This window comes from Mesobacillus sp. S13 (assembly GCF_020422885.1).
Taxonomy (GTDB): domain Bacteria; phylum Bacillota; class Bacilli; order Bacillales; family Cytobacillaceae; genus Mesobacillus; species Mesobacillus selenatarsenatis_A.
This window is the reverse complement of record NZ_CP084622.1, coordinates 3,411,632-3,434,658: the sequence shown is the minus strand read 5'-3', so window position 1 is coordinate 3,434,658 and position 23,027 is coordinate 3,411,632. Positions and strand designations below refer to the sequence as shown.

Sequence of the window (23,027 nt, the reverse complement as noted above, 5' to 3'; positions counted from 1 at the left end):
ACATAATTATTTACATAGAAGCATAAGTTTTTTTGAAGATTGTTAGCAATTTGCCCACACCAACATAGAATATATGGACTTATGCCATAGGAGGGAATCAGAGTGAAAATCCATATCGTACAGAAAGGGGATACTCTTTGGAAGATCGCCAAGAAGTACGGCGTGAACTTTGAAGAGCTGAAAAAGATGAATGCGCAGCTCAGCAACCCTGATATGATTATGCCCGGTATGAAAATAAAAGTTCCAACTGCTGGAGGAACAGTAAAAAAAGAAGCTCCAATCGCAGGTGGAACGCCTCAAGCAAAAATCAATATGGGTGGCAAAAAGGAAATGCCGATTGCCAAAGAGAAACCAATGCCAATGCCAGAAGTGAAGAAAGAAGCTCCAATTAAGGAACAGCCGAAAAAGGAAATGCCTAAACCTGTTCCAAAGGAAGAGCCAGTTAAACCATATAAACCGAAGATGCCAGTACAGATTAAACCTGAGATTGACATCAACAATTACTATATGATGAATATGGCTAATATGCAGATGCCGCCGCAGCCAAAACCCCAGCCAAAAGCGCAACCAAAAGCACAACCCAAGCTGCCGCCTAAACCAGATAATATTTTCCCTGAAGTCAAACCAGAGGTAAAGCCAGAAGTCAAAGCTCCTGTAAAGCAGCAGGTAAAGCCAGAAATGAAACCAGAGGTAAAACCGCAGCTGCCGAAAACTGAGATGAAACCAAATGTGAAACATGAAATTAAACCAGAAATTAAAATTGAAAAGAATGATTTTATGGATGAATCACCATCCATGATGCCATTCATTCAAGGAGGTTACCAGCAGCCAATGATCCCTTACCCTTATAACAGTTATCCAGGGGCGCCTTCCATGTCAGGCCCAGCATATGGCTATCCAGGAGCCCAGCAAATGCCTTATCCACAGGTACAGGGAGCTTCACAATATCCAGGGATGATGCCGAACATGGCTTTGCCTGCAGAAGATATCGAATCATCATCCTTTGCGAACATGCAAATGCCGTTGAGCCCGGCTATGGAAAATATGCCTCATCAAGTTTCTCCACAAATGACAGGTCCTGTCTTCCATGGTATGCCAATTTCGCCGGTAATGCCTGGACCAGGCTACTGCCCGCCGTATGAGCAGGGATATCCGCAACAGATGCCATACATGCCTCAGGTAGCAGGTGCGATGGAGGATCAGATGCCAATGCAACCACAAGTTGGCGGAATGATGGATAATCAAATGCCACAGGTGGGAGGTATGATGGATAATCAGCAAATGCCACAGGTGGGAGGTATGATGGATGACGAATCTTCGGAAATGCCAATGCCTCAGATGCCGCAGGTAGGCGGAATAATGGATAACCAGATGCCAATGATGCCACAAGTAGGCGGAATGATGGAAAATCAGATGCCGTATCAAATGCCACAGGTGGGAGGAATGATGCAGGGGCAGATGCCAATGATGCCACAAGTAGGCGGAATGATGGAGAATCAGATGCCGCATCAAATGCCACAGGTGGGAGGAATGATGCAAGGTCAGATGCCAATGATGCCGCAAGTAGGCGGAATGATGGGAAATCAGATGCCGCATCAAATGCCACAGGTGGGCGGAATGATGCAAGGACAAATGCCGATGATGCCGCAAGTCGGAGGCATGATGGAAAACCAGATGCCGCAAGTCGGAGGTATGATGGATAATCAATACCCGCAGGTAGGGGGTATGATGGATAATCAATACCCGCAGGTAGGAGGCATGATGGATAACAAAATGCCACAAGTCGGTGGTATGATGCAGCCTCCAATGATGCCTAAGCAGGCAGTCCAGGGCGCAGGAACAGATTGTGGCTGCGGAGGCGGTGCTCCTTACGGTATGATGGGAGCAGGAATGCACCACCCTCACCACATGATGCATCAAGGCTATCCGGGAGCTCCAGGCATGCAGCTGCATCCGCACCAGGGGTATCAGATGGGCATGGGTCCGCAAGGGTTCATGAATCCTTACGGAGCAGGTCCAATGGGCGGAGGTTATGGTATGCCGATGCCTCGGTTCGAAGATGAAGAGAGCAATGAATATTAACATCAACCGAGGGGGAGACGATTACTTTTTCAATCGTCTCTTCTCTTATTTAACCAGGAAAATTGAAGATGAAATCAAAGAAATGACCCAATTGCGCGGGAATGTTTATCTCGTTGAAACAAGTAAGCAGCGGTTTATTTTAAAAGGGTATAAAGACATTCGAAAATTAAAGATTCAAGAAGCATTCGCTTCATCTTTAAGAAAATCTGGTTTTGATCAATCTTACCGGTTTTATAATCAAGATAAAGATCCTCTTCATTTTGAAGGATCATTCTATGGATGTATAGAATTTATTGAGCATCATGAGAAGCCTTTCAATTATGGAATGCCATCAGACAGGGCTGAAGGAGTTGAATTGCTGAATAGATTCCATGACTATACCACGGTTCTCCACCCCTCTTATGCAGGAATGCTTCCGAAAACGGATTTAGCGAGAAAGTGGTTGCATCGAAAGACTGAATTCACGAAAAACCTTCCAATCGTTAGTGGCTATATAAATAAGGGCATTACCGAAAAACTGCTGGAATGGGCGGATTTATCCCTGAGGAATTTTGCGGACTTGAAAAAAGAGCTTGAGACAGAGTCTCCTGCCATCCTCCACGGGGATGTGGCCCATCACAATTTTTTGCGCTCAAAGGCAGGAAAGCTGATGATCATTGATTTTGATTTAATCAGCTCTGGGTCAAGAGCATATGATATGCTGCAGTATGCCAATCGGATTCTGCCTTTTTTGGATTGGCAGTTTGAATCACTGGTAAAAATAAAACATTTGAACAAATGGCTGGATTCTGAGGCTTTCCTCTTCGGGCTTCTGTACCCTGCTGATATTTTAAGGGAGTGGAACCGCTTAGTGAGAGATCGAAATCATTTAAATCCGTATAGCCTGGCACCAATCGTGGAAATGACTGTCAGCCAGTTTCAGCAAAGGACACAATTCCAGGAGGATGTGAAAGCAAGACTTGGTTTTTAGGTTAGATTTTGGACGTATCTGTCAGAATGAAAATCTGTCCCCATCCGCACTCTAATAATGAGCATGTAAAGTGCTCATTATAGCTAGGATGGGGGTTTTTTGATTGAACAGGATGTTGTTCTTACCTATAGCTTCCCTTCTTACGATCGGGCTGGCGGCTTGTAATGAAAATAATGATGCCGCTATCCAGGACAGGAATGCCGACCGTGGGCAGCCACTTGGCTATTACTCGAATGAAAAAGGAAATGAAATAGACGTGATGGATGACCGGGAAGGTGGAATCACGGAAATTTTTGACCACAATTTTGGTAAGGAGGGTCTAGCCGGAGAGAATCGGAAACGGGCGATGCTGCAGTCCAGAGATGAAAACGGCAACCCTCCAAATCCAACTATCCCGCGTTCAGATCATGACCATAACTTTTTTCAGAGGGATAATAAATACAGCCGCGGCGATTTGAATTACCATGGACATTTGAGCGAGCATAGAGGCAGCGGCAAGGCAAGGATCTATTCGAACAACGAACAAGATAACGAAATGGCCCGGAAAGTCGGGATTGCAGCTGAATCGGTCGAGAATGTCGACAAGGTAAGATCTGTTTTATTCGGCAGGGAAGTAGAAATAACAGTCAGCTATAAGGACAAGTCACAGAAAAAACAGACAGACAAGAAAATCAAAAAGGCTGTCCTTCCATATACGGAAGGCAGGGTGCTCCGTGTCATTGAGGATGAAGGTACCTTCAGCAGATCAAGGAATATAGACTATGACCGGCGAAATGGAAATCCAAGGGAAAGCATCAACTTCAATCCTTAATCAAAATAGAAGGCAGAGTAACCTCTTGCCTTCTATTTTCATGTATTTATTTAAAGGATAAATAAGTTTATTTTGGCTACACTATTAGTGAAAAAGAACAAATTTTAGCAAATAAGAGAGGTGGACAGCAATGGCTTCAATCAAATTATTAAAAGTATTAAGCTCAGCTGTTATTCTCCTAATCAGTCTATCGGGATACAGTTTAGTACTTCAGACAGAGCCGGTTTTTGCTGAGAAGCCTGAAGAATCAGTCGAGGAAAGCGAACCTCTAAAAGTCACCATCATTTTGCAAAGAGTCTATCTGGATGGTGAAATGAGTGAGGAACGGATTGTGGAAACCATTTGGTCCATGGAGGACTTCTGGGCCAAATATGACGAATGGCAGCTAGTCGACATGGAAGCCAATAAGGCGGTGTTCAGGCAGGAATATGATGATATTTCGCCGCTATTGAAGGCAAATGGTTATTTCGGTTTATCGGATGAAGGGGTCCTTACAATCTTTAATGGGAGACCTGAAGGTTCGAATATTATTCAATCTTTCTTTCAGATTGACCTTGGCAGACTTGAAAGTATAAAACGAGATCAATTGAAAAAGGGTATACCAATCCGCAATAAGCAGTGTTATGAAGAGGTATTGGAGACTTTTAAACCCTATACAGTGATTGAAAACAGTGAAGAGCCGGGCTGACTGGCTCTTATTTGTGTTTCTAGAGGTTTTCAGAAAGGTCAGCTTTCTAAAAAAAATGTACATACGTTCGCCTTTTCGCATATTTTTATTCATACCTATAAAAGGAGTATGTTAAAATGAGTTACAGCAAAGCAGAGGGGCGAGAGTATTGTATGAATTCATAAAAGGTACCGTCGATTTCGTCGGTCCTGAATATATAGTGATTGAAAACAGCGGGATTGGATACCAGATTATGACACCAAACCCATTTGTCTTTACAAAAGAAGCAGGGAAAGAGATTTGTATTTATACATATCATTATGTCCGTGAAGATCTCATCGCTCTTTATGGATTTAAGAATCGAGAAGAAAAGGCACTTTTCACAAGGCTGCTGAATGTTTCGGGAATCGGTCCGAAAGGGGCCTTGGCCATCCTGGCGTCAGGAGAACCCGGTCAAGTGGTTCAGGCAATCGAAAATGAAGACGAAACGTTCCTGGTCAAATTCCCTGGTGTAGGCAAGAAGACTGCCAGGCAAATGATCCTTGATTTGAAGGGAAAACTGCATGACCTTGTTCCAGACTATTTCCCTAATCTGTTCAATGCGGACGAGGTAGCAGCAACCATAAGCCAGTCTACCGAATTTGATGAGGCGGTGTTGGCACTCAAGGCACTTGGTTACTCTGAAAAGGAAATACGCAAAATCACTCCTGAGTTAAAGAAGGAAACATTGACGACGGATCAATATATCAAGAAAGCATTACAGAAGCTATTACGATAATGCTGAGTTAAAATAGACTGATACGATTAAGTCGGTCAATCAGCTTATTAGAAGGGTGAGAAACTGATGGAAGAACGAATCATCTCCAGTGAAGCGGGCGACCAGGATGTTTCATTTGAGCAGAGCCTGCGTCCGCAGACACTCAGGCAATATATTGGCCAGGATAAAGTGAAAGCAAATCTTGAGGTATTCATTGAAGCCGCCAAAATGAGGCGGGAAACGTTGGATCATGTGTTGCTCTACGGACCTCCTGGTCTGGGCAAGACGACACTGGCAGCCATCATCGCCAATGAAATGGGCGTCAACCTTAGGACGACTTCAGGACCGGCCATAGAGAGGCCTGGTGACCTGGCAGCCATCTTAACGGCATTGGAACCGGGCGATGTCCTGTTCATAGATGAAATTCATAGGCTCCCAAGAACGATCGAGGAAGTACTCTATCCTGCTATGGAAGACTTCTGCCTTGATATTGTCATCGGTAAAGGGCCAAGTGCCCGGTCAGTCCGGCTTGACCTTCCGCCGTTCACGCTTGTTGGTGCAACTACTCGTGCTGGTTCGCTGTCAGCTCCATTAAGAGACAGGTTTGGAGTTCTGAGTCGTTTGGAATACTATAATGAGAAACAGCTAACTGATATTGTCGTCAGAACGGCTGAGCTTTTGGAAACCGACATTGACTGGCCTGCCGCTCAGGAGCTGGCGAGAAGGTCCCGAGGCACACCGAGGATTGCAAACCGCCTCTTGAAGAGAGTGCGCGACTTTGCTCAGGTGCGCGGAAATGGTGCTGTAGAGGAAACTCTTGCCCAGGAAGCTTTGGAACTGATGCAGGTTGACACCCTGGGTCTTGACCATATAGACCATAAATTGCTGAAGGGCATCATTGAAAAATACCGTGGAGGCCCTGTCGGTTTAGAGACGATCTCCGCAACCATCGGAGAGGAATCCCAGACAATTGAAGATGTATACGAACCATATCTATTGCAGATCGGGTTTTTGCAAAGGACTCCTAGGGGAAGAATTGTAACGGAGGCCGTATACCGACATTTCAAAATGGAGGTGCCTGAACGATGACGGGTGCAGCCAAGTTTGTGATGATCGCCGGTGCAGTGATTTTTGTCATTGGGTTCATCATGCAGTTTGTCAATTTGGGAAGACTGCCAGGAGACATCGTCATTAAAAAAGGCAATACAACCTTTTACTTCCCCATTGTAACGTCAATTCTGGCTAGCATCATCCTATCGGCAATCTTTTACTTTATGGGCCGATTCAGATGATTGGTTCATGTACAAAATAAATAGAAACTTAGTAAGGGTGACAACATGAAAGTAGATTTGTTTGATTTCCATTTACCAGAGGAACTGATTGCCCAGACTCCGCTTGAACAAAGAGCGGAAAGCAGGCTGATGGTATTAAATAAAGAATCAGGCCATTTAGAACATGATATTTTCAAGAATATCAAAAGCTATCTTAAACCAGGTGATTGCCTCGTCCTGAATGACACGAAAGTTCTTCCGGCAAGGCTTTTTGGCATGAAAGAGGACACGGGTGCTAAAATTGAAGTTCTTCTTCTGAAGCAGCTTGAGGGAGATGAGTGGGAAACACTTGTGAAACCAGCAAAGAGAGTGAAGGAAGGCACGAAAATTATTTTTGGTGACGGCCTATTAACTGCAGAATGCACCGGAGAAGCAGAACACGGTGGCAGGAATCTTAAGTTTTCATATAGCGGCATCTTTTATGAAGTGCTTGAACAGCTGGGAGAAATGCCTCTGCCTCCTTATATTAAGGAGCAGCTGGAGGATAAGGACAGATACCAGACTGTGTTCGCAAGGGAAAGAGGTTCGGCGGCAGCTCCGACCGCAGGCTTGCATTTTACCGAGGAATTGCTGGAAGAACTAAAGGAGATGGGCGTCCATATCGCCTTCATTACCCTTCATGTCGGGCTGGGAACCTTCAGGCCTGTCAGTGTGGATTCCATTGAGGAACACGATATGCACTCTGAATTTTACCAGGTGACTGAAGGAACGGCATTGCTGTTAAATACAGTCCGCGAGCAAGGTGGCCGCATCATCACGGTTGGGACCACTTCGACAAGGACCCTGGAGACGATTGCAACTGCCAATGATGGTAAATTTGTCTCTGAAAATGGCTGGACGAATATCTTCATTTATCCTGGATATGAATTTAAGGCAATTGACGGGATGATTACGAATTTCCACTTGCCAAAGTCGACATTGATCATGCTTGTAAGTGCTCTGGCTGGACGGGAAAATGTCCTGAATGCCTATAATAAAGCGGTAGAAGAACGGTATCGTTTTTTCAGCTTCGGCGATGCGATGCTGATTTTATAGTTCTGTCATTGTAAAATAAACACATAATTGAAGTTGGACTTCTGGAAGGAGCTTAAACATTGTCAGCAATCCGTTATGAATTAATTAAAACCTGTAAGCAGACAGGAGCAAGGCTTGGACGTGTCCATACACCACACGGTTCTTTTGAAACTCCTGTCTTCATGCCCGTTGGTACACTGGCAACCGTCAAAACAATGTCACCCGAGGAACTGGTGCAGATGGGTGCGGGAATCATCCTGAGCAATACCTATCATCTGTGGCTTAGGCCGGGACACGAAATCGTCAAGGAAGCAGGCGGCCTGCATAAATTCATGAACTGGGACCGTGCCATCCTTACTGATTCAGGTGGTTTCCAGGTATTTTCCTTGAGCGAGTTCAGAAAGATCGAAGAAGAAGGCGTCCATTTCCGCAACCATTTAAATGGGGACAAGTTATTCCTGTCACCGGAAAAGGCAATGGAAATCCAGAACGCTCTAGGTTCAGATATCATGATGGCGTTCGATGAATGTCCTCCATACCCTGCTGAATATGATTACATGAAAAAATCAGTAGAGCGTACCTCTCGTTGGGCAGAGCGTTGCCTTACAGCTCATCAGCGTCCACAGGACCAGGGATTGTTCGGGATCGTCCAGGGCGGGGAATATGAAGAATTAAGAAAGCAGAGCGCAAAGGATCTTGTTTCTATGGACTTCCCAGGTTACGCAGTTGGCGGACTTTCAGTCGGCGAACCGAAGGATGTCATGGACAGAGTGCTGGAATTCACTACACCATGGCTGCCAACGGACAAGCCACGCTATCTAATGGGAGTAGGTTCACCAGATTCATTGATTGATGGTGCCATCCGTGGAATCGATATGTTCGATTGTGTACTTCCAACTCGTATTGCCAGGAATGGCACATTGATGACGAGTGAGGGAAGATTGGTCGTCAAGAACGCAAAATTTGCGCGTGACTTTGGACCACTGGATCCGAACTGCGATTGCTATACATGCAAAAATTACAGCAGGGCGTATATCCGACACTTAATTAAAACGGATGAATCGTTTGGAATTCGACTTACTTCTTACCATAATCTCTATTTTCTGCTAAAATTAATGGAGCAGGTCAGACAGGCAATCCGTGAAGACCGTCTGGGGGACTTTAGAGAAGAGTTCTTTGAGCAATATGGCTACAATAAGCCGAATGCCAAAAACTTCTAAATAAACTGCTTTTTAATAAGGCTGTTCTCGCAGAGCGTCAACAGCTTATGACATGAAAGGAGGGGAAATGAATGGAAGGATTAGTAGGTACAGTATTCCCGCTATTGCTGATGTTTGTACTATTCTATTTCTTGTTGATCCGCCCTCAGCAAAAGAGGCAGAAAGCGGTTCAGCAAATGCAGAGTGATCTTGCAAAAGGTGATAAGGTAGTAACGATTGGCGGTTTGCATGGAATCGTCGACGCACTTGATGAAGGCACTGTTGTCATCAAATGTGGAGACGGAAGCCGTCTTACATATGACCGCGCGGCAATCCGCGACGTCAGAGAATCAGCAGCAGGAGTATAAACGAAAAGCGGAAGCGCCTTGGTCAGCCCTGACAAGCGTTGGAGGGCCGACCGGTGAAATCGTTCTTTGACTTCATTGGGCGGACCGAAACGACTCGAGAGGCTAGGCACTGGAGCTGGACAATTATCGAAGTATAAATTTTTACAAACGAAAAAAGAAGCGAACTCGGTTCGCTTCTTTTTTTATGCCTTCGATGGCCCGCCGACGATGTTTACACCGAGGATGCCGCCCATCATTGCTGTGAGAATATAGCAGATATGATAGATGATTTGTTCAACTGAAAACAGGCTGTCATAACCCAAGTATTGGAACAGGAAAATAATTAAAGAATATACCAGGCCTGTAGCTCCTCCAATCATCCAGCCTTTTTCTTTTCCGTTCCCGCCAGTGATAAAGCCGCCAATGAAAATGGATAAAAAAGAAATGGATGTCATGACGTACTGAAGTGAAGATTCCTGGACGGAAGTGAACTTTAAAAGAAGAGAAAATATCAAACTGCTTACGATTGCCAGAAGAAATATGGCGATCACCCCGTACAGGACGGCCCTTCCTAAACTTTTGGACTCCATTAACCCCTCTCCTCTCTGATCTAATCCCTCTAAACGAGAATTGCCTAGTACAAGCATATTCACGGAATTGGACAATTAGAATCAGTTTTTATTCAGGAATCTCGTTAAAAAATACCGAAAGGATAAGTATTTTTTAAGTTGTAAGTTAAAGACTAAAGAGGAATGCTGTGTGAAGGGCGGGGGGAAAAGTGGAACAATATTTCATCATCCTTTTTAGGACAGTTTTCTTATATTTATTAATCCTGTTGATTTTTCGGATAATGGGTAAAAGAGAAATCGGTGAATTAAGCATACTAGACTTGGTTGTCTATATCATGATTGCTGAAATGTCATCGTTGGCAATTGAAAATACGAAAGATCCATTGATCAACACCCTTCTCCCAATCGGTATATTTGTCATCATTCAAATAGCATTGGCGATGCTGTCTCTTAAAAGCAAAAAGTTCAGGGATATAGTCGATGGGAAGCCAACAATCATTATCAATGATGGAAAAATCGATGAGAAAGCAATGCGTTCGCAAAGATATAATTTTGACGATTTGCTTCTTCAATTGCGAGAAAAGGATGTAGGCGATATTGCCGATGTAGAGTATGCCATTTTGGAGCCATCAGGGACCTTATCCATTTTTCAAAAGAAACAGGGAGAACAGGAAGGGCAGCAGGACAGCAGCAGCCTCGCACTTCCGTTAATCATCGATGGCGAGGTCCAGGAAGACAATTTGGGAATGATTGACAAATCGAGTTCCTGGCTTCTGGAACAGCTAAGAAAACAGGGGTATGAAGATCCAGGTGAAATATCTTTTTGCAGCTACCAAAATGGAAAATTCTATATTGATTTAAAGGACAAATAAAAACGTGGAGGAAATGTCCACGTTTTTTACTTATCTCTTTAAAAATGATGTTACTACAGATTTCAGTCTTGAAAGCTCATTCCTCCTGATCAAGCCAAGTGCTACCGAAAGCGAAACGTACAGGATGCTTACAGTCCCAGCATTTATAAGAATCCGTAGTGCCAATGAAAGATTCTCATCAAGCCAATCCCAGAGCATGAAGCCTAATGATCCCGAAAGAATGATGACTGCCAATACCTTTAGATAATCTTTTACATAAAAGGTGAAAGAAACGGCCTTCAGCATTGTTGCGAAATGGAGGAGGGTGATGAGGACGATTCCCATAACCATTCCGAGTGCCACGCCATTTATCCCAAAAGCAGGCTGACTCGCCAGCAGGAAGATGACAGCCGTCTTGGCGAGATTTCCGATCAAGCTGTTGATCATCGCTGCTCTCGCCAAGTCAAGTGCCTGCAATGCTGCCTGAAGCGGCCCCTGGAAATAGTAGAACAAGAAGAATGGCGCCATCAGCTTGATGAATTGCGAACCATTTGAGGTGCCGTACATCAATGTCATTAACGGTTCGGCCAGTACATACAAAACGACAATCGCCAGGCCGCCTGTTAAAAGAGAAAACCGCAAAGATTGCTGCAAAAGATGTTCAATCACCCTCATTTTCTTTTGGGAGTTTGCTTCACTAATGGCAGGAACCAGTGAGGTGGACAACGAATACGTGATGAAGGATGGCAATAACAGCAATGGCATCGCGAAGCCGGTCAATGCGCCATATTGTTTGGTGGCAGCCACGGCAGCCACACCTGCAATCGCCAGGCTGTGCGCCACCACGATTGGTTCAAAGAACCAGGAAACAGAGCCAATCAGTCTTGATCCAGTAGTAGGCAACGCAATTTTCATGAGGTCATTAAAAGTCGATTTGCCGGAATTGACAAATTGAAAGAAATTTTTCCGAAGGCGAAAACTTTTCCTAAGCTTAAAGGTTGTCATTAAATAGATTAATGAAATTAGTTCTCCTATTACAGATGCAATCATGGCGCCAGCGGCAGCATATTCAATACCATATGGCATAAAGGTTTTTGTCAGTACAGCAATCAAGGTAATCCTGACAAGCTGCTCGATCACTTGGGATATCGCAGAAGGACGCATATTCTGCCTTCCCTGGAAGTAGCCGCGCAGAACCGACGATACTGCTACGATCGGAACAATTGGAGCGATGGCAAGCAACGGCCATTGCGTCCTTGGGTCCGTGAACAATGTCTCTGATAAGTACGGAGCAAGGAGAATCAGTGCCGGTGTAAAGATAATCGATAAAGAAATAGTGGTAGCAAGGGAAACGACAAGGATTTTCTTGATTTTCCGGAAATCGCCTCGTGCTTCAGCTTCAGCCACATTCTTTGAAATGGCAACCGGCAGACCCAGCTGAGTAATCGTCACGACAAGCACCATGGTAGGGAAGGCCATCATGTAGAGACCAACACCTTCCTCTCCGATGAAGCGAGCGATGACAATCCGATTTATGAAACCAAGCACCCTCGTGACAAGCCCGGCTATAAGTAAAATAAATGTTCCTTTTAAAAACTTCGACATTCCACTCCCTGCCTTCTCAAAAATGCTTATTTCATATACAATTAACTATATGCAAGAAAGTGGACAAAGCATGACAAGGTTAAAACATTAAAAGACTAGAAAATTGGACGAGGAGGCTAGGGGATGAATCCAAGCCATCATTACGGGCGGTTTTATAAGCAGATAAAACCAGCTCTGGAAAGCAAAATTGAAGAATTCAAAATATTCGGTTATGAACAAGTTGGTGAAAAAGAATTATGGGATTACCTCACGAAGAAAAAGTGGAAAAAACCGAAGGATGAAATACAGATGTACGAATTAGTAGCTGACATCTTATCAGCCAAAATTGGCGATATCATGAATTTCACAACAGTCGAAGCATTTAAATTAGGAGATTTTACAATGGATGACGAACAAGAACGAAAAGAGCTGCTTAAATGATGGGACTTTTGTTCATGAGGTCATGCTAATATTCTTTCTAGGAACCGAAATGCTTAATTGACAGTTTTTTTAAACTGTTACATAATTAGAATGCTATAAATTGGCTATCGTCTTTTTTTAAGTCTTATTGTTTAATTTGTCTGGCAGCATGTTTGTGCGAAGAATAAGGAGGATTTATACATAATGGTAAAACGCAGCCGCATCGTGGCCTTCTTTTTGCTGGTTATATTAATCGGAAGCGCCATGGGTGCAACAACCCAGAATATATTGAAAGATATCAAGCTCGGCCTTGATCTGCAGGGTGGTTTTGAGGTCCTTTATGAAGTGACGCCTTTAAACGGTAAAGAGGGCGAAAAAGTGGACCGGGAAACCTTGAAGAGTACAGCACAAGCGCTTGAACGAAGGGTGAATGTGCTTGGTGTCAGCGAACCGAACATCCAAATTGAGGGTGATGATAGAATCCGTGTTCAGCTTGCTGGTGTAAAAGACCAGAATAAAGCTCGTGAAATTCTATCCACCGAAGCGCACCTGACATTCCGTGACGTGAACGACCGGGTGATGATGGATGGAAGTGACCTGGCAGAAAACGGTGCAAAGCAAAGCTTTGACCAGCAGAACAAGCCAAGTATCTCGATTACGTTAAAAGATGGAGACCAATTTGGAGAAATCACGAAGGAAATCCGTGACATGTACCCTGAAAATCAGCTGATCATCTGGCTTGATTTCGAAGAAGGGGTAGATTCCTATAAGGAAGAAAGGATGAAGCCAGAGCCTAAATTCCTTTCCAACCCAAATGTTGATAAGATCCTGAATCAAAAGAATGTTGAAATCACTGGTAATTTTACCATTGAAGAAGCACAACAGCTTGCTTCACTTCTTAACGCCGGATCACTGCCGGTTAATCTAGAAGAAACATACTCTACATCTGTAGGAGCGAAGTTCGGGGAACAGGCCCTAAATGAGACGGTTTACGCTGGGATCATCGGTATCCTTGCCGTTTTCGTCTTCATGCTGGCTTTATACCGTATCCCTGGAATTGTCGCAGTTGTTACATTATCTATTTATGTCTACCTCATCCTCCTAGTATTCGATTGGATGAACGGGGTGCTCACACTGCCAGGTATTGCAGCCTTGATCCTCGGGGTCGGTATGGCAGTTGATGCAAACATCATCACATATGAGCGAATCAAAGAGGAATTAAAAGTTGGCCGGAATATCAAAGCTGCATTCGACGCAGGGAGCAAAGGCTCACTGTCTACGATTTTTGATGCCAACATTACGACATTGCTTGCAGCGATTGTACTATTCGCATATGGTACAAGCTCTGTAAAAGGCTTTGCAACCATGCTGATCATCAGTATCCTGGCAAGCTTCATCACTGCAGTTTTCGGGGCTCGATTGTTCCTAGGATTACTTGTGAACAGCGGTCTGTTCAAAAACAAGCCGGGCTTGTTCGGGGTGAAGCAAACTGAAGTCCATGATATTTCAGAAGGTTTGGATACTCTTGACTTAAAAACCAGGTTCGATCGATTTGATTTCATTAAGAGCCGTAACAAGTTCTTTACGGCATCCGCTGTATTGATTGGCCTTGGCTTAATTGCACTCCTCGTGTTCCGCCTGAACCTTGGAATCGATTTCGCGGCAGGGACAAGGGTAGAAGTCATGTCTGACAGCAAGCTTACAGCTGAGCAGGTGAAAGAAGAACTGAAGCAAGTTGACTTGGAAACAAGCGATATTGTCATCTCAGGTGATAATAGCGAAATTGGCGTCGCTAGATTTAAGACGGTTTTATCCAAAGATAAAATCTCTGAGCTTAAATCACACTTCAAGGAAGAATTCGGGGCTGAGCCGAATGTTGGTACAGTTTCACCAACAATCGGTAAAGAATTGGCTAAAAATGCAATGATCGCTGTTGCGATTGCTTCGGTCGGTATCATTATTTATGTAACGATCCGATTCGAAATCTATATGGCCCTGGCTGCCATCATCGCCCTTCTGCATGATGCATTCTTTATCATTGTCCTATTCAGCCTAACAAGGCTTGAAGTGGATATTACCTTTATCGCTGCCGTTCTGACGATTGTAGGTTACTCGATCAATGATACGATTGTTACCTTCGACAGGATGCGCGAAAACATGGTGAAGAAGAGACGCTTGAAGACACCAGAAGACATTGCTGAGGTCGTGAATACATCCCTTCGCCAAACACTTGGCCGCTCGGTCAACACCATTCTGACTGTGGTCATAACAGTCGTGGCTCTGTTGATCTTTGGCAGTGCATCAATCTGGAATTTCTCTTTCGCTCTGCTTATTGGCCTGATTGCAGGTACGTATTCCTCCATTTTCATCGCTGCACAGCTTTGGTATGTATGGAAAAATAAAGAGCTTAAGAAGAAGGGCTCAATCAAGACTTATAAGGAAAAGAAAGTCTACTCAGATGAGCCGCAAGTTTAAAATAGGCACGTTCCAAATACCACGGAATTTTCCGTGGTATTTTTTATTCTTGGTTAGAACACCCATTTTTCAGGATAAAATAAAAGGAATGCCGCCAGACTAACTATGTTGAGAATAGCATGGGATTATCATACAACCTTTACAAAGGGAGGGATTTTGCTATTGGAAAAAGATGTTCGTTTCAAGAAAGCCGAATTTGCCGCAATGGTTGGCGTAGTCGGAAATATTGTACTGGCAGGGTTGAAGTGGGGTATCGGGATATACGCGAACAGTAAAGCACTTGTAGCGGATGCTGTTCATTCTGCTTCGGATGTTGCTGGTTCATTAGCTGTATACATAGGTCTCAAGGCTGCGAAAGCACCACCAGATGAAGACCATCCTTATGGCCATGGAAAGGCTGAATCCATTGCTGCTATCATTGTGGCCGTGTTATTGATGCTTGTAGGTGTCGAGATTGGCCGATCTTCGATAGAGGCATTCTTCCATCCTATTGAAGCACCGAAATCTATCGCAATTGTAGCTGTTGTCGTTTCAATTATCGTAAAAGAGGGAATGTTCAGATACAAGTTCAAATTGGGAAAACAACTGAAGAGTGATGCCCTGATTGTCAATGCCTATGAGCACCGTTCGGATGTATACTCTTCCATAGCAGCACTCATAGGGATCAGTGCCGCTGTCCTGGGCGGGATATTTGGGATAGGCTGGCTTGAATACGCCGACCCGGTTACCGGTCTGCTTGTCGCCTTGCTGGTCATCAGGATGGCATGGAAACTGGGCAAGGAGTCGATTCACAACACGCTTGACCATGTCCTGCACGATGAAGATACGGAAGAATTCAGAACGGTTGTACAGTCCATACCAGAAGTGAAAAAATTGGATGAATTACATGCCAGGGAACACGGCCACTATGTTATCATTGATTTGAAAATATCTGTTGATCCACATATTACCGTGGAACAGGGCCACAGGATTGGAAAAAGTGTGAAGAAGAAACTGATGGAAAATAAAAATGTCCAAAATGTTCTGGTCCATATAAATCCGTACAGTGAGAATGGAACTTCCGAAGATGGCGTAGATATTCAATAGTTCTCGAGGGGAGGAGATTGTATGAAGTTTCAATGGACATTGTTGCTGGGACTTGCTTTTGCATTGATCGTCGCTGTCTTTGCTGTCATCAATGTCGACTCAGTAACAGTAAACTATTTATTCGGGGAATCTGAATGGCCGTTAATATTGGTTATCTTGGGTTCTGTATTGATGGGCGGGATCATTGTTGGCTCTGTCGGCCTGTTCAGGATGTTTGTTCTTCAACGTGAAGTTAAATCATTGAGGAAGAAAAACGAAACCTTAGAAGAGCAGCTGGCGCAAAAGGAAACAGCCCAGGAAGACTCAGCACAGCATCAAATAGAAGATATCCATTAATCAAAGAAAGAGGCCGACTCAAAGAGTGAAAAATTCACCTGAGAGTCGCCTCTTTTATAATACTGTTTTTAGTTAGGCTTCTAAAAAAGTCCATTGATTTCAAAAGTACATGAATGTTCCATAATAAATCAACAGAGAAGCTTTGTTTGAAAAGATTGTTTTGGCATCAATACCATCAATCAGACGAACTGGAATTATACCTTTCGAGACTCTGCTCTGCAAAACTTTTTCCATCCTCTCATATACTACACGAAACTATTGCCCCTTATTAGCATTCATTGTCATTGAAACACTCTCGCTGCTTTTGTATAATGAAAAAGCTGAGAGGTGAACGTATGTTAAAGCCAAAATCAAGGTGGATTGTAAAAAAATCCGACCAGACAATAATAGATTCACTCGCTAAGGACTTGAACATAACTCATCTGACTGCTTCTCTGCTAGTCAATCGCGGACTGGATACCGTGGAAGATGCCCGGTATTTTTTATTTGGAGAAAAAAGCGAATTTCATGACCCCTTTTTGTTAAAGGACATGGACAAGGCAGTTGAGCGGATCAATGAGGCTATCGAAACGCAGGAGCCCATATTAGTATTTGGTGATTATGATGCAGATGGTGTGAGCAGTACGACGGTCATGATGAAAGCCCTGGATGAGCTGGGGGCAAACGCCGACTATTACATACCGAACCGTTTTACAGAAGGATACGGCCCTAATGAAAAAGCATTCCGAAGTGCTGCAGACAGCGGAGTTGGCTTGATCATAACTGTCGATACGGGCATTTCAGCTCTTCATGAAGCAACTGTTGCCAAAGAGTTAGGCATCGACTTGATTATAACGGATCACCATGAACCTGGACCGGTCTTGCCAGATGCATTTGCGATCATCCATCCAAAGCTGGAAGACAGTGTATACCCTTTCAAGGACTTGGCTGGTGTCGGAGTCGCTTTTAAGGTTGCCCATGCGCTGCTAGGAAGGATCCCTGAGCATTTGCTTGAGTTTGCGGCAATCGGGACAATTGCAGACCTTGTACCTCTCATGGGAGAGAATAGGCTGATTGCCTTGAGGGGAATAGAGAAATTGAAGTCGAGCCAGACGCATGGTTTGAATGCGCTGCTTAAACTCGCTAAGACTGATAGATCTTCCATAGATGAAGAAACGATCGGGTTCATGATAGGACCGAGGGTTAACGCCGCCGGGAGACTTGGCAGCGCGGATCCTGCCGTGCAATTGATGATGACACAAGATCCTGAAGAAGCGATGATGCTTGCGGAAGAAATTGATTCAATCAATAAAGAGCGTCAAAATATAGTCTCACAAATTGCTGAAGAAGCAGTTGCTGAAGTGGAAATGAATTACCCAATACAAGACAACTCGGTGCTTGTCGTCGGCAAAGAAGGCTGGAATGCAGGAGTCATTGGCATCGTAGCTTCCAAGCTCGTTGAAAAATACTACCGGCCAACCATTGTTCTTAGTTTTGACAAAGAGAAGGGGCTTGCCAAGGGTTCAGCACGCAGTATTGCCGGTTTCGACCTTTTTAAAAATCTATCAACCTGCATAGACATCCTGCCGCATTTTGGGGGACATCCAATGGCTGCGGGCATGACATTGAATTTAAGCGATGTGGATGAATTAAGGGCAAGATTGAATACACTCGCAAAAGAGCAGCTTAAAGAGGAAGATTTAGTTCCTGTATCTCATATCGATGCCAGTATAGAAGTTAAAGAGATTACGATTGAAACCATAAATGAACTTGGAAAGCTTTCGCCATATGGTGTGAGCAATCCTAAGCCAAAGGTCATGATTAATGAAGCTAATATTTCAACCCTGAGAAAGATAGGAGCAGATCAGTCACATCTTAAGCTTGCGTTGGAAGAGGAAGGTACTGTGATTGATGGGATCGGATTCGGATTCGGCCATCTTCATGATCATATTTCACCAAGCTCCAAGCTATCGGTCATTGGCGAACTGTCCATCAATGAATGGAACAATATCAAGAAGCCGCAGATTTTTCTCAGGGATGTAGCGGTCAAATCCTGGCAGCTATTCGATTTCCGCGGACTTAAAAGACTGGAAAAACTTCCTGACATGATTCCAGGGGATCATATCAAATGGATTCTCTTTAATCCAGATTTGAAAAATAAGTTTTCACCTATTATCGGAGACTCGTTGGAAGTCGTTACTGCCGATGACCAGGCCCAACAAATCGAACTTGATCAATCATATGTTGTTCTTTTGGATCTGCCTCCTTCCAAAGAGATACTGGAGAATTTATTTTCCGGGAAAAATCCGGGAAGGGTATATGTCCACTTTTATAAAGAAAGCAGTGATTTCTTCACAACAATGCCAACCCGTGAACACTTCAAATGGTTCTACGCATTCCTTGCCAAAAAAGGTCCATTTGATCTAAAACGGTATGGCGACGACCTGGCCAAGCATAGAGGGTGGACAAAAGAAACAGTAGATTTCATGTCGCAGGTGTTTTTTGAACTAGATTTTGTTAAAATAAACAATGGGTTTATTTCACTAGAAGAAAATGTCCCCAAAAGGGATCTGACTGAATCCAAAACATATCAGCACAAGGTGCAAGCATTCACTCTTGAAAATGAGTTGCTCTACTCTTCGTATGAGCAATTGAAGAATTGGTTTGACCAGTTCATTCAAGAGTCGGTGAAAAATGAGGAGGCAATTATTCAATGGATTTGAAACAATTTGTAACAATCGTTCCCGATTGGCCAAAGCCCGGCATTAAATTTAAGGACATCACAACCTTAATGGACAATGGCGATGCCTATAGATATGCAACAGACCAAATCGTGGCCTATGCCCGTGAAAAGCAAATTGATCTTGTAGTCGGACCTGAAGCACGCGGCTTTATTATTGGCTGCCCGGTTGCCTATGCACATGGAGTAGGTTTCGCTCCTGTCAGAAAAGAAGGAAAGCTTCCGCGCGAGACAATCAAGGTCAACTACGGTCTTGAATACGGCAGTGACGTCTTGACGATCCATAAAGACGCGATCAAGCCAGGACAAAGAGTCCTGATTACCGATGACCTGCTGGCAACTGGCGGAACGATTGAAGCAACGATCAAGCTAGTTGAAGAACTAGGTGGAGTTGTGGCAGGAATCGCCTTCTTGATTGAACTTACTTACCTCGATGGCCGTAATAAGCTGGATGGGTATGATATTTTAACCTTGATGCAATATTAATCTGACAGGGTGCTTCATTGTGAAGTGCCCTTTTTTTATAGAAAACAGATCATGTACGAAAAATAATAACCAATGAGAGAACGGCCTATTATTAATCGAAATAAAATATCTTTCGACAATTTTTTTAATTTCTGCTGTAAAATCTCTTCCTTTCTCTTTACATCTTCGATTTTTTCTTTGATAATAGTAACAATCCTTTATAAGAATAATTATTGTATATAGAGGATCTTCACTTTTTTGTCCTTGGTTCCCGCTGGAGAGAAAATGCGGGTTAATATAAAGAAATTTAAATAAGGTGATCCTATGGCGAATGACCAGGTAATGACCGCAGAACAAGTCATTGACTGTACAAAATCATATTTGAATGATGAAAATGTTGAATTGGTAAAGAAGGCATATGAGTTCGCCAGACAGGCTCATCATGATCAATTCAGAAAGTCGGGTGAACCGTACATCATCCACCCAATTCAGGTGGCAGGCATCCTGGCCGACCTGGAGATGGACCCGGCGACGGTTGCTGCTGGTTTTCTTCACGATGTCGTCGAAGATACGGATGTAACTCTTGATGATATTAGAGTGGCCTTCAATGACGAAGTGGCTATGCTAGTTGATGGCGTTACGAAGCTTGGTAAAATAAAGTACAAGTCGCATGAAGAGCAGCAGGCGGAAAATCACCGCAAGATGTTTGTTGCAATGGCTCAGGATATACGTGTCATCTTGATTAAGCTTGCTGACCGTCTTCATAACATGAGGACATTGAAGCATTTGCCGAGTGAAAAACAGCGCAGGATCTCCAATGAAACACTGGAAATTTTCGCGCCTTTGGCTCACAGACTTGGTATATCAAAAATCAAATGGGAACTTGAAGATACAGCTCTTCGTTATCTGAATCCCCAGCAATATTACCGCATCGTCAACCTGATGAAAAAGAAAAGGGCGGAGCGCGAGCAATATCTTGATGAAGTCATTGACGAAGTAAAGGAAAGGCTGAATGAAGTTTCAATCAAGGCTGAAATTTCAGGAAGGCCGAAGCATATATACAGCATCTACCGTAAAATGGTATTGCAGAACAAGCAGTTCAATGAAATCTATGATCTGTTGGCTGTCAGGATTGTCGTCAACAGCATAAAAGACTGCTATGCCATCCTGGGAATCATCCATACTTGCTGGAAACCGATGCCTGGTCGTTTCAAAGACTATATTGCGATGCCAAAGCCGAATATGTACCAATCACTGCACACTACGGTAATCGGCCCGAAAGGTGATCCGCTTGAAGTCCAGATCAGGACAGATGAAATGCACAGGATTGCTGAATTCGGGGTTGCCGCCCACTGGGCATATAAAGAGGGCAAACCAACGGATGCTTCCAACTTTGAAACGAAGCTATCATGGTTCCGGGAAATCCTTGAATTCCAGAATGACACTGCGAATGCGGAAGAATTCATGGAATCTCTGAAAATCGACCTTTTTTCGGATATGGTATTTATTTTCACTCCTAAAGGCGACGTGATCGAATTGCCTTCAGGATCCGTACCAATCGATTTTGCCTATCGGATTCACTCTGAAATCGGCAATAAAACGATTGGCGCCAAAGTGAATGGTAAGATGGTCACACTCGATTACCAGCTGAAGACGGGGGATATTATTGAAATCCTCACGTCGAAGCATTCCTATGGACCGAGCAAGGATTGGTTGAAGCTTGCTCAGACGTCCCAGGCCAAAAACAAGATTCGCCAATTCTTCAAGAAGCAGCAGAAGGACGAAAATGTTGAAAAAGGCCGTGAGCTATTAGAAAAAGAAATTCGCAATATGGATTTTGACGTGAAAGAAATTTTGACATCTGAGAACCTGAAAAAGGTTTCGGAGAAATACAATTTCACTAATGAAGAAGATCTGTTTGCTTCCATTGGATACAACGGAATAACAGCCCTCCAGGTTGCGAACAGGCTGACAGAAAAGCTCCGCAAGCAGCGTGACCTGGAACAGGAAAAGGATATTTCAAACGCTGTCTCCGAGCTTAAATCATTTACACCTGCTAAAAAGCGGGAGTCTGGAGTCCGGGTGTCGGGCATTGATAATTTGCTGATCAGGCTATCCCGCTGCTGCAACCCTGTACCTGGGGATGATATTGTAGGTTTTATCACAAAAGGCAGGGGTGTATCTGTTCACCGTTCCGATTGCACCAACATCCACACGGAGGATGCGCAGGCCAGATTGATTCCGGTTGAATGGGAGACCGCCTTAAATGACCGCAAGGAGTATAATGTTGATATTGAAATCAGCGGCTATGACCGCAGGGGCTTGCTGAACGAAGTCCTGCAGGCGGTCAATGAGACAAAAACAAATATCACCGCCGTTTCCGGGAAATCTGACAAAAATAAAATGGCAACTATCAATATGTCCATCGCCATCCATAATGTCAGCCACCTGCAAAGAGTCGTCGACCGGATCAAGCAAATTCCGGACATCTATGCTGTCAGAAGGGTAATGAGTTAACCCGATTTATTCGAAAAGTGTAAGGAGATTACTGATGCGTTTAGTGATACAGAGAAGCAGAGAAGCAAAAGTGACAGTTGATGGGGAAGTAAAAGGCTCCATAGACAAAGGATTTGTCATCCTTGTGGGTGTTACCCATGATGATACCGAAAAAGATGCAGCATTTCTTGCCGAGAAGGCTGCCAATCTCAGGGTGTTTGAAGATAAAGCAGGGAAGATGAACTTGTCCCTCCTTGATGTAGGAGGAGAGATTCTTTCCGTTTCCCAGTTTACCCTGTATGGTGACTGCCGCAAGGGGCGCCGCCCTAACTTCATGGATGCTGCTAAGCCAGACCATGCAGAAACTGTATATGAAGCATTCAACACCTTCCTTGCCGAAAAAGGAATCAAAGTCGAAACCGGTGTATTCGGCGCCATGATGGACGTCCAATTGACAAATGACGGTCCTGTTACATTGATTATCGACAGTAAATAGATAATAAGAGAAGGAATCCCAAGAGCGGGATTCCTTCTTTTATTGGACATTTTGCCTATAGATGCACTTTTGTGGAGGGATTCAAGGATATAAGGTACCTATCAGTTCGAAAGACACCCTTATGCATCAGTTTCCGAAGCCATAAGGGTACCTATCACGCGGAAAGACACCCTTATGAGGTAGTGATGGAAGCCATAAGGGTCTCTATCGAGTGGAACGCCACCCTTATGAGGTAGTGATGGAAGCCATAAGGGTCTCTATCGAGTGGAACGCCACCCTTATGAGGTAGTGATGGAAGCCATAAGGGTCTCTATCGAGTGGAACGCCACCCTTATGAGGTAGTGATGGAAGT

The 23,027-nt window shown here is 44.0% G+C and carries 21 protein-coding genes; 19 read left to right on the top strand and 2 right to left on the bottom strand.

Annotated features, from left to right (window positions below; translation table 11 throughout):
* Positions 1–102 precede the first annotated feature (102 nt).
* From safA to yajC, 10 genes are all read left to right on the top strand, one after another.
* Positions 103–2,082: a SafA/ExsA family spore coat assembly protein gene (safA, locus tag LGO15_RS17620; RefSeq protein WP_226085422.1), complete on the top strand. Its 1,980-nt coding sequence runs from the start codon at positions 103–105 to the stop codon at positions 2,080–2,082.
* The gene (locus LGO15_RS17615) at positions 2,072–3,052 is read left to right on the top strand and encodes an aminoglycoside phosphotransferase family protein (RefSeq protein ID WP_226085421.1); all 981 of its coding nucleotides are present in this window, start codon (positions 2,072–2,074) and stop codon (positions 3,050–3,052) included. Before safA ends, LGO15_RS17615 begins: the two co-directional genes overlap by 11 nt.
* Positions 3,053–3,164: 112 nt before the next feature.
* On the top strand, positions 3,165–3,863 hold the full coding sequence (locus LGO15_RS17610) for a YhcN/YlaJ family sporulation lipoprotein (RefSeq protein WP_226087926.1): 699 nt from the start codon (positions 3,165–3,167) through the stop codon (positions 3,861–3,863).
* Between the two features lie 130 nt (positions 3,864–3,993).
* Positions 3,994–4,551, top strand: a complete 558-nt coding sequence (locus LGO15_RS17605; RefSeq protein WP_226085420.1) for an intercompartmental signaling factor BofC — start codon at positions 3,994–3,996, stop codon at positions 4,549–4,551.
* A 148-nt stretch (positions 4,552–4,699) separates the two neighbouring features.
* Entirely contained in the window at positions 4,700–5,308 is a 609-nt protein-coding gene (gene ruvA, locus LGO15_RS17600) for a Holliday junction branch migration protein RuvA (protein ID WP_226085419.1), read from the top strand.
* Positions 5,309–5,374: 66 nt separating this feature from the next.
* Positions 5,375–6,376 carry a Holliday junction branch migration DNA helicase RuvB gene (gene ruvB / locus LGO15_RS17595; RefSeq protein ID WP_167832835.1) on the top strand — a complete coding sequence of 334 codons (1,002 nt, stop codon included), beginning with the start codon at positions 5,375–5,377 and terminating at the stop codon, positions 6,374–6,376.
* On the top strand, positions 6,373–6,579 hold the full coding sequence (locus LGO15_RS17590) for a DUF2905 domain-containing protein (RefSeq protein WP_167832836.1): 207 nt from the start codon (positions 6,373–6,375) through the stop codon (positions 6,577–6,579). The genes ruvB and LGO15_RS17590 overlap by 4 nt, the downstream gene beginning before the upstream one ends.
* A 45-nt stretch (positions 6,580–6,624) precedes the next feature.
* Entirely contained in the window at positions 6,625–7,653 is a 1,029-nt protein-coding gene (gene queA, locus LGO15_RS17585) for a tRNA preQ1(34) S-adenosylmethionine ribosyltransferase-isomerase QueA (RefSeq protein WP_226085418.1), read from the top strand.
* Between the two features lie 59 nt (positions 7,654–7,712).
* Positions 7,713–8,852 (top strand): tRNA guanosine(34) transglycosylase Tgt, encoded by a 1,140-nt coding sequence (tgt, locus tag LGO15_RS17580; protein ID WP_023627168.1) that lies wholly within the window; start codon positions 7,713–7,715, stop codon positions 8,850–8,852.
* A gap of 71 nt (positions 8,853–8,923) precedes the next feature.
* On the top strand, positions 8,924–9,199 hold the full coding sequence (gene yajC, locus LGO15_RS17575) for a preprotein translocase subunit YajC (protein ID WP_167832838.1): 276 nt from the start codon (positions 8,924–8,926) through the stop codon (positions 9,197–9,199).
* Positions 9,200–9,381: 182 nt separating this feature from the next.
* Here the strand turns inward: yajC and LGO15_RS17570 are convergent, their stop codons facing one another.
* On the bottom strand, positions 9,382–9,768 hold the full coding sequence (locus LGO15_RS17570) for a TIGR04086 family membrane protein (protein ID WP_167832839.1): 387 nt from the start codon (positions 9,766–9,768) through the stop codon (positions 9,382–9,384).
* 188 nt (positions 9,769–9,956) lie between these two features.
* Between LGO15_RS17570 and LGO15_RS17565 the strand changes: the two genes are divergently transcribed.
* Positions 9,957–10,619, top strand: a complete 663-nt coding sequence (locus LGO15_RS17565; protein ID WP_226085417.1) for a DUF421 domain-containing protein — start codon at positions 9,957–9,959, stop codon at positions 10,617–10,619.
* A 30-nt stretch (positions 10,620–10,649) separates the two neighbouring features.
* Here the strand turns inward: LGO15_RS17565 and spoVB are convergent, their stop codons facing one another.
* Positions 10,650–12,203 (bottom strand): stage V sporulation protein B, encoded by a 1,554-nt coding sequence (gene spoVB / locus LGO15_RS17560; RefSeq protein ID WP_226085416.1) that lies wholly within the window; start codon positions 12,201–12,203, stop codon positions 10,650–10,652.
* Between the two features lie 123 nt (positions 12,204–12,326).
* Between spoVB and LGO15_RS17555 the strand changes: the two genes are divergently transcribed.
* From LGO15_RS17555 to dtd, 8 genes are all read left to right on the top strand, one after another.
* Positions 12,327–12,623 carry a post-transcriptional regulator gene (locus tag LGO15_RS17555; protein WP_226085415.1) on the top strand — a complete coding sequence of 99 codons (297 nt, stop codon included), beginning with the start codon at positions 12,327–12,329 and terminating at the stop codon, positions 12,621–12,623.
* Positions 12,624–12,806: 183 nt separating this feature from the next.
* A complete protein-coding gene (gene secDF / locus LGO15_RS17550; protein WP_226085414.1) occupies positions 12,807–15,077 on the top strand; it encodes a protein translocase subunit SecDF in 2,271 nt (756 codons plus the stop codon).
* A 204-nt stretch (positions 15,078–15,281) separates the two neighbouring features.
* Positions 15,282–16,163, top strand: coding sequence for a cation diffusion facilitator family transporter (locus LGO15_RS17545; RefSeq protein WP_413231408.1), 882 nt, complete (start codon positions 15,282–15,284; stop codon positions 16,161–16,163).
* Positions 16,164–16,184: 21 nt separating this feature from the next.
* On the top strand, positions 16,185–16,499 hold the full coding sequence (locus tag LGO15_RS17540) for a LapA family protein (protein WP_226085412.1): 315 nt from the start codon (positions 16,185–16,187) through the stop codon (positions 16,497–16,499).
* 335 nt (positions 16,500–16,834) lie between these two features.
* Positions 16,835–19,201 (top strand): single-stranded-DNA-specific exonuclease RecJ, encoded by a 2,367-nt coding sequence (gene recJ / locus LGO15_RS17535; protein ID WP_226085411.1) that lies wholly within the window; start codon positions 16,835–16,837, stop codon positions 19,199–19,201.
* Entirely contained in the window at positions 19,192–19,704 is a 513-nt protein-coding gene (locus LGO15_RS17530) for an adenine phosphoribosyltransferase (RefSeq protein WP_167832846.1), read from the top strand. Before recJ ends, LGO15_RS17530 begins: the two co-directional genes overlap by 10 nt.
* Before the next feature lie 303 nt (positions 19,705–20,007).
* Positions 20,008–22,200 carry a RelA/SpoT family protein gene (locus tag LGO15_RS17525; protein WP_167832847.1) on the top strand — a complete coding sequence of 731 codons (2,193 nt, stop codon included), beginning with the start codon at positions 20,008–20,010 and terminating at the stop codon, positions 22,198–22,200.
* Positions 22,201–22,234: 34 nt separating this feature from the next.
* Positions 22,235–22,675, top strand: coding sequence for a D-aminoacyl-tRNA deacylase (gene dtd, locus LGO15_RS17520; protein WP_226085410.1), 441 nt, complete (start codon positions 22,235–22,237; stop codon positions 22,673–22,675).
* The last annotated feature ends 352 nt before the right edge of the window (positions 22,676–23,027 follow it).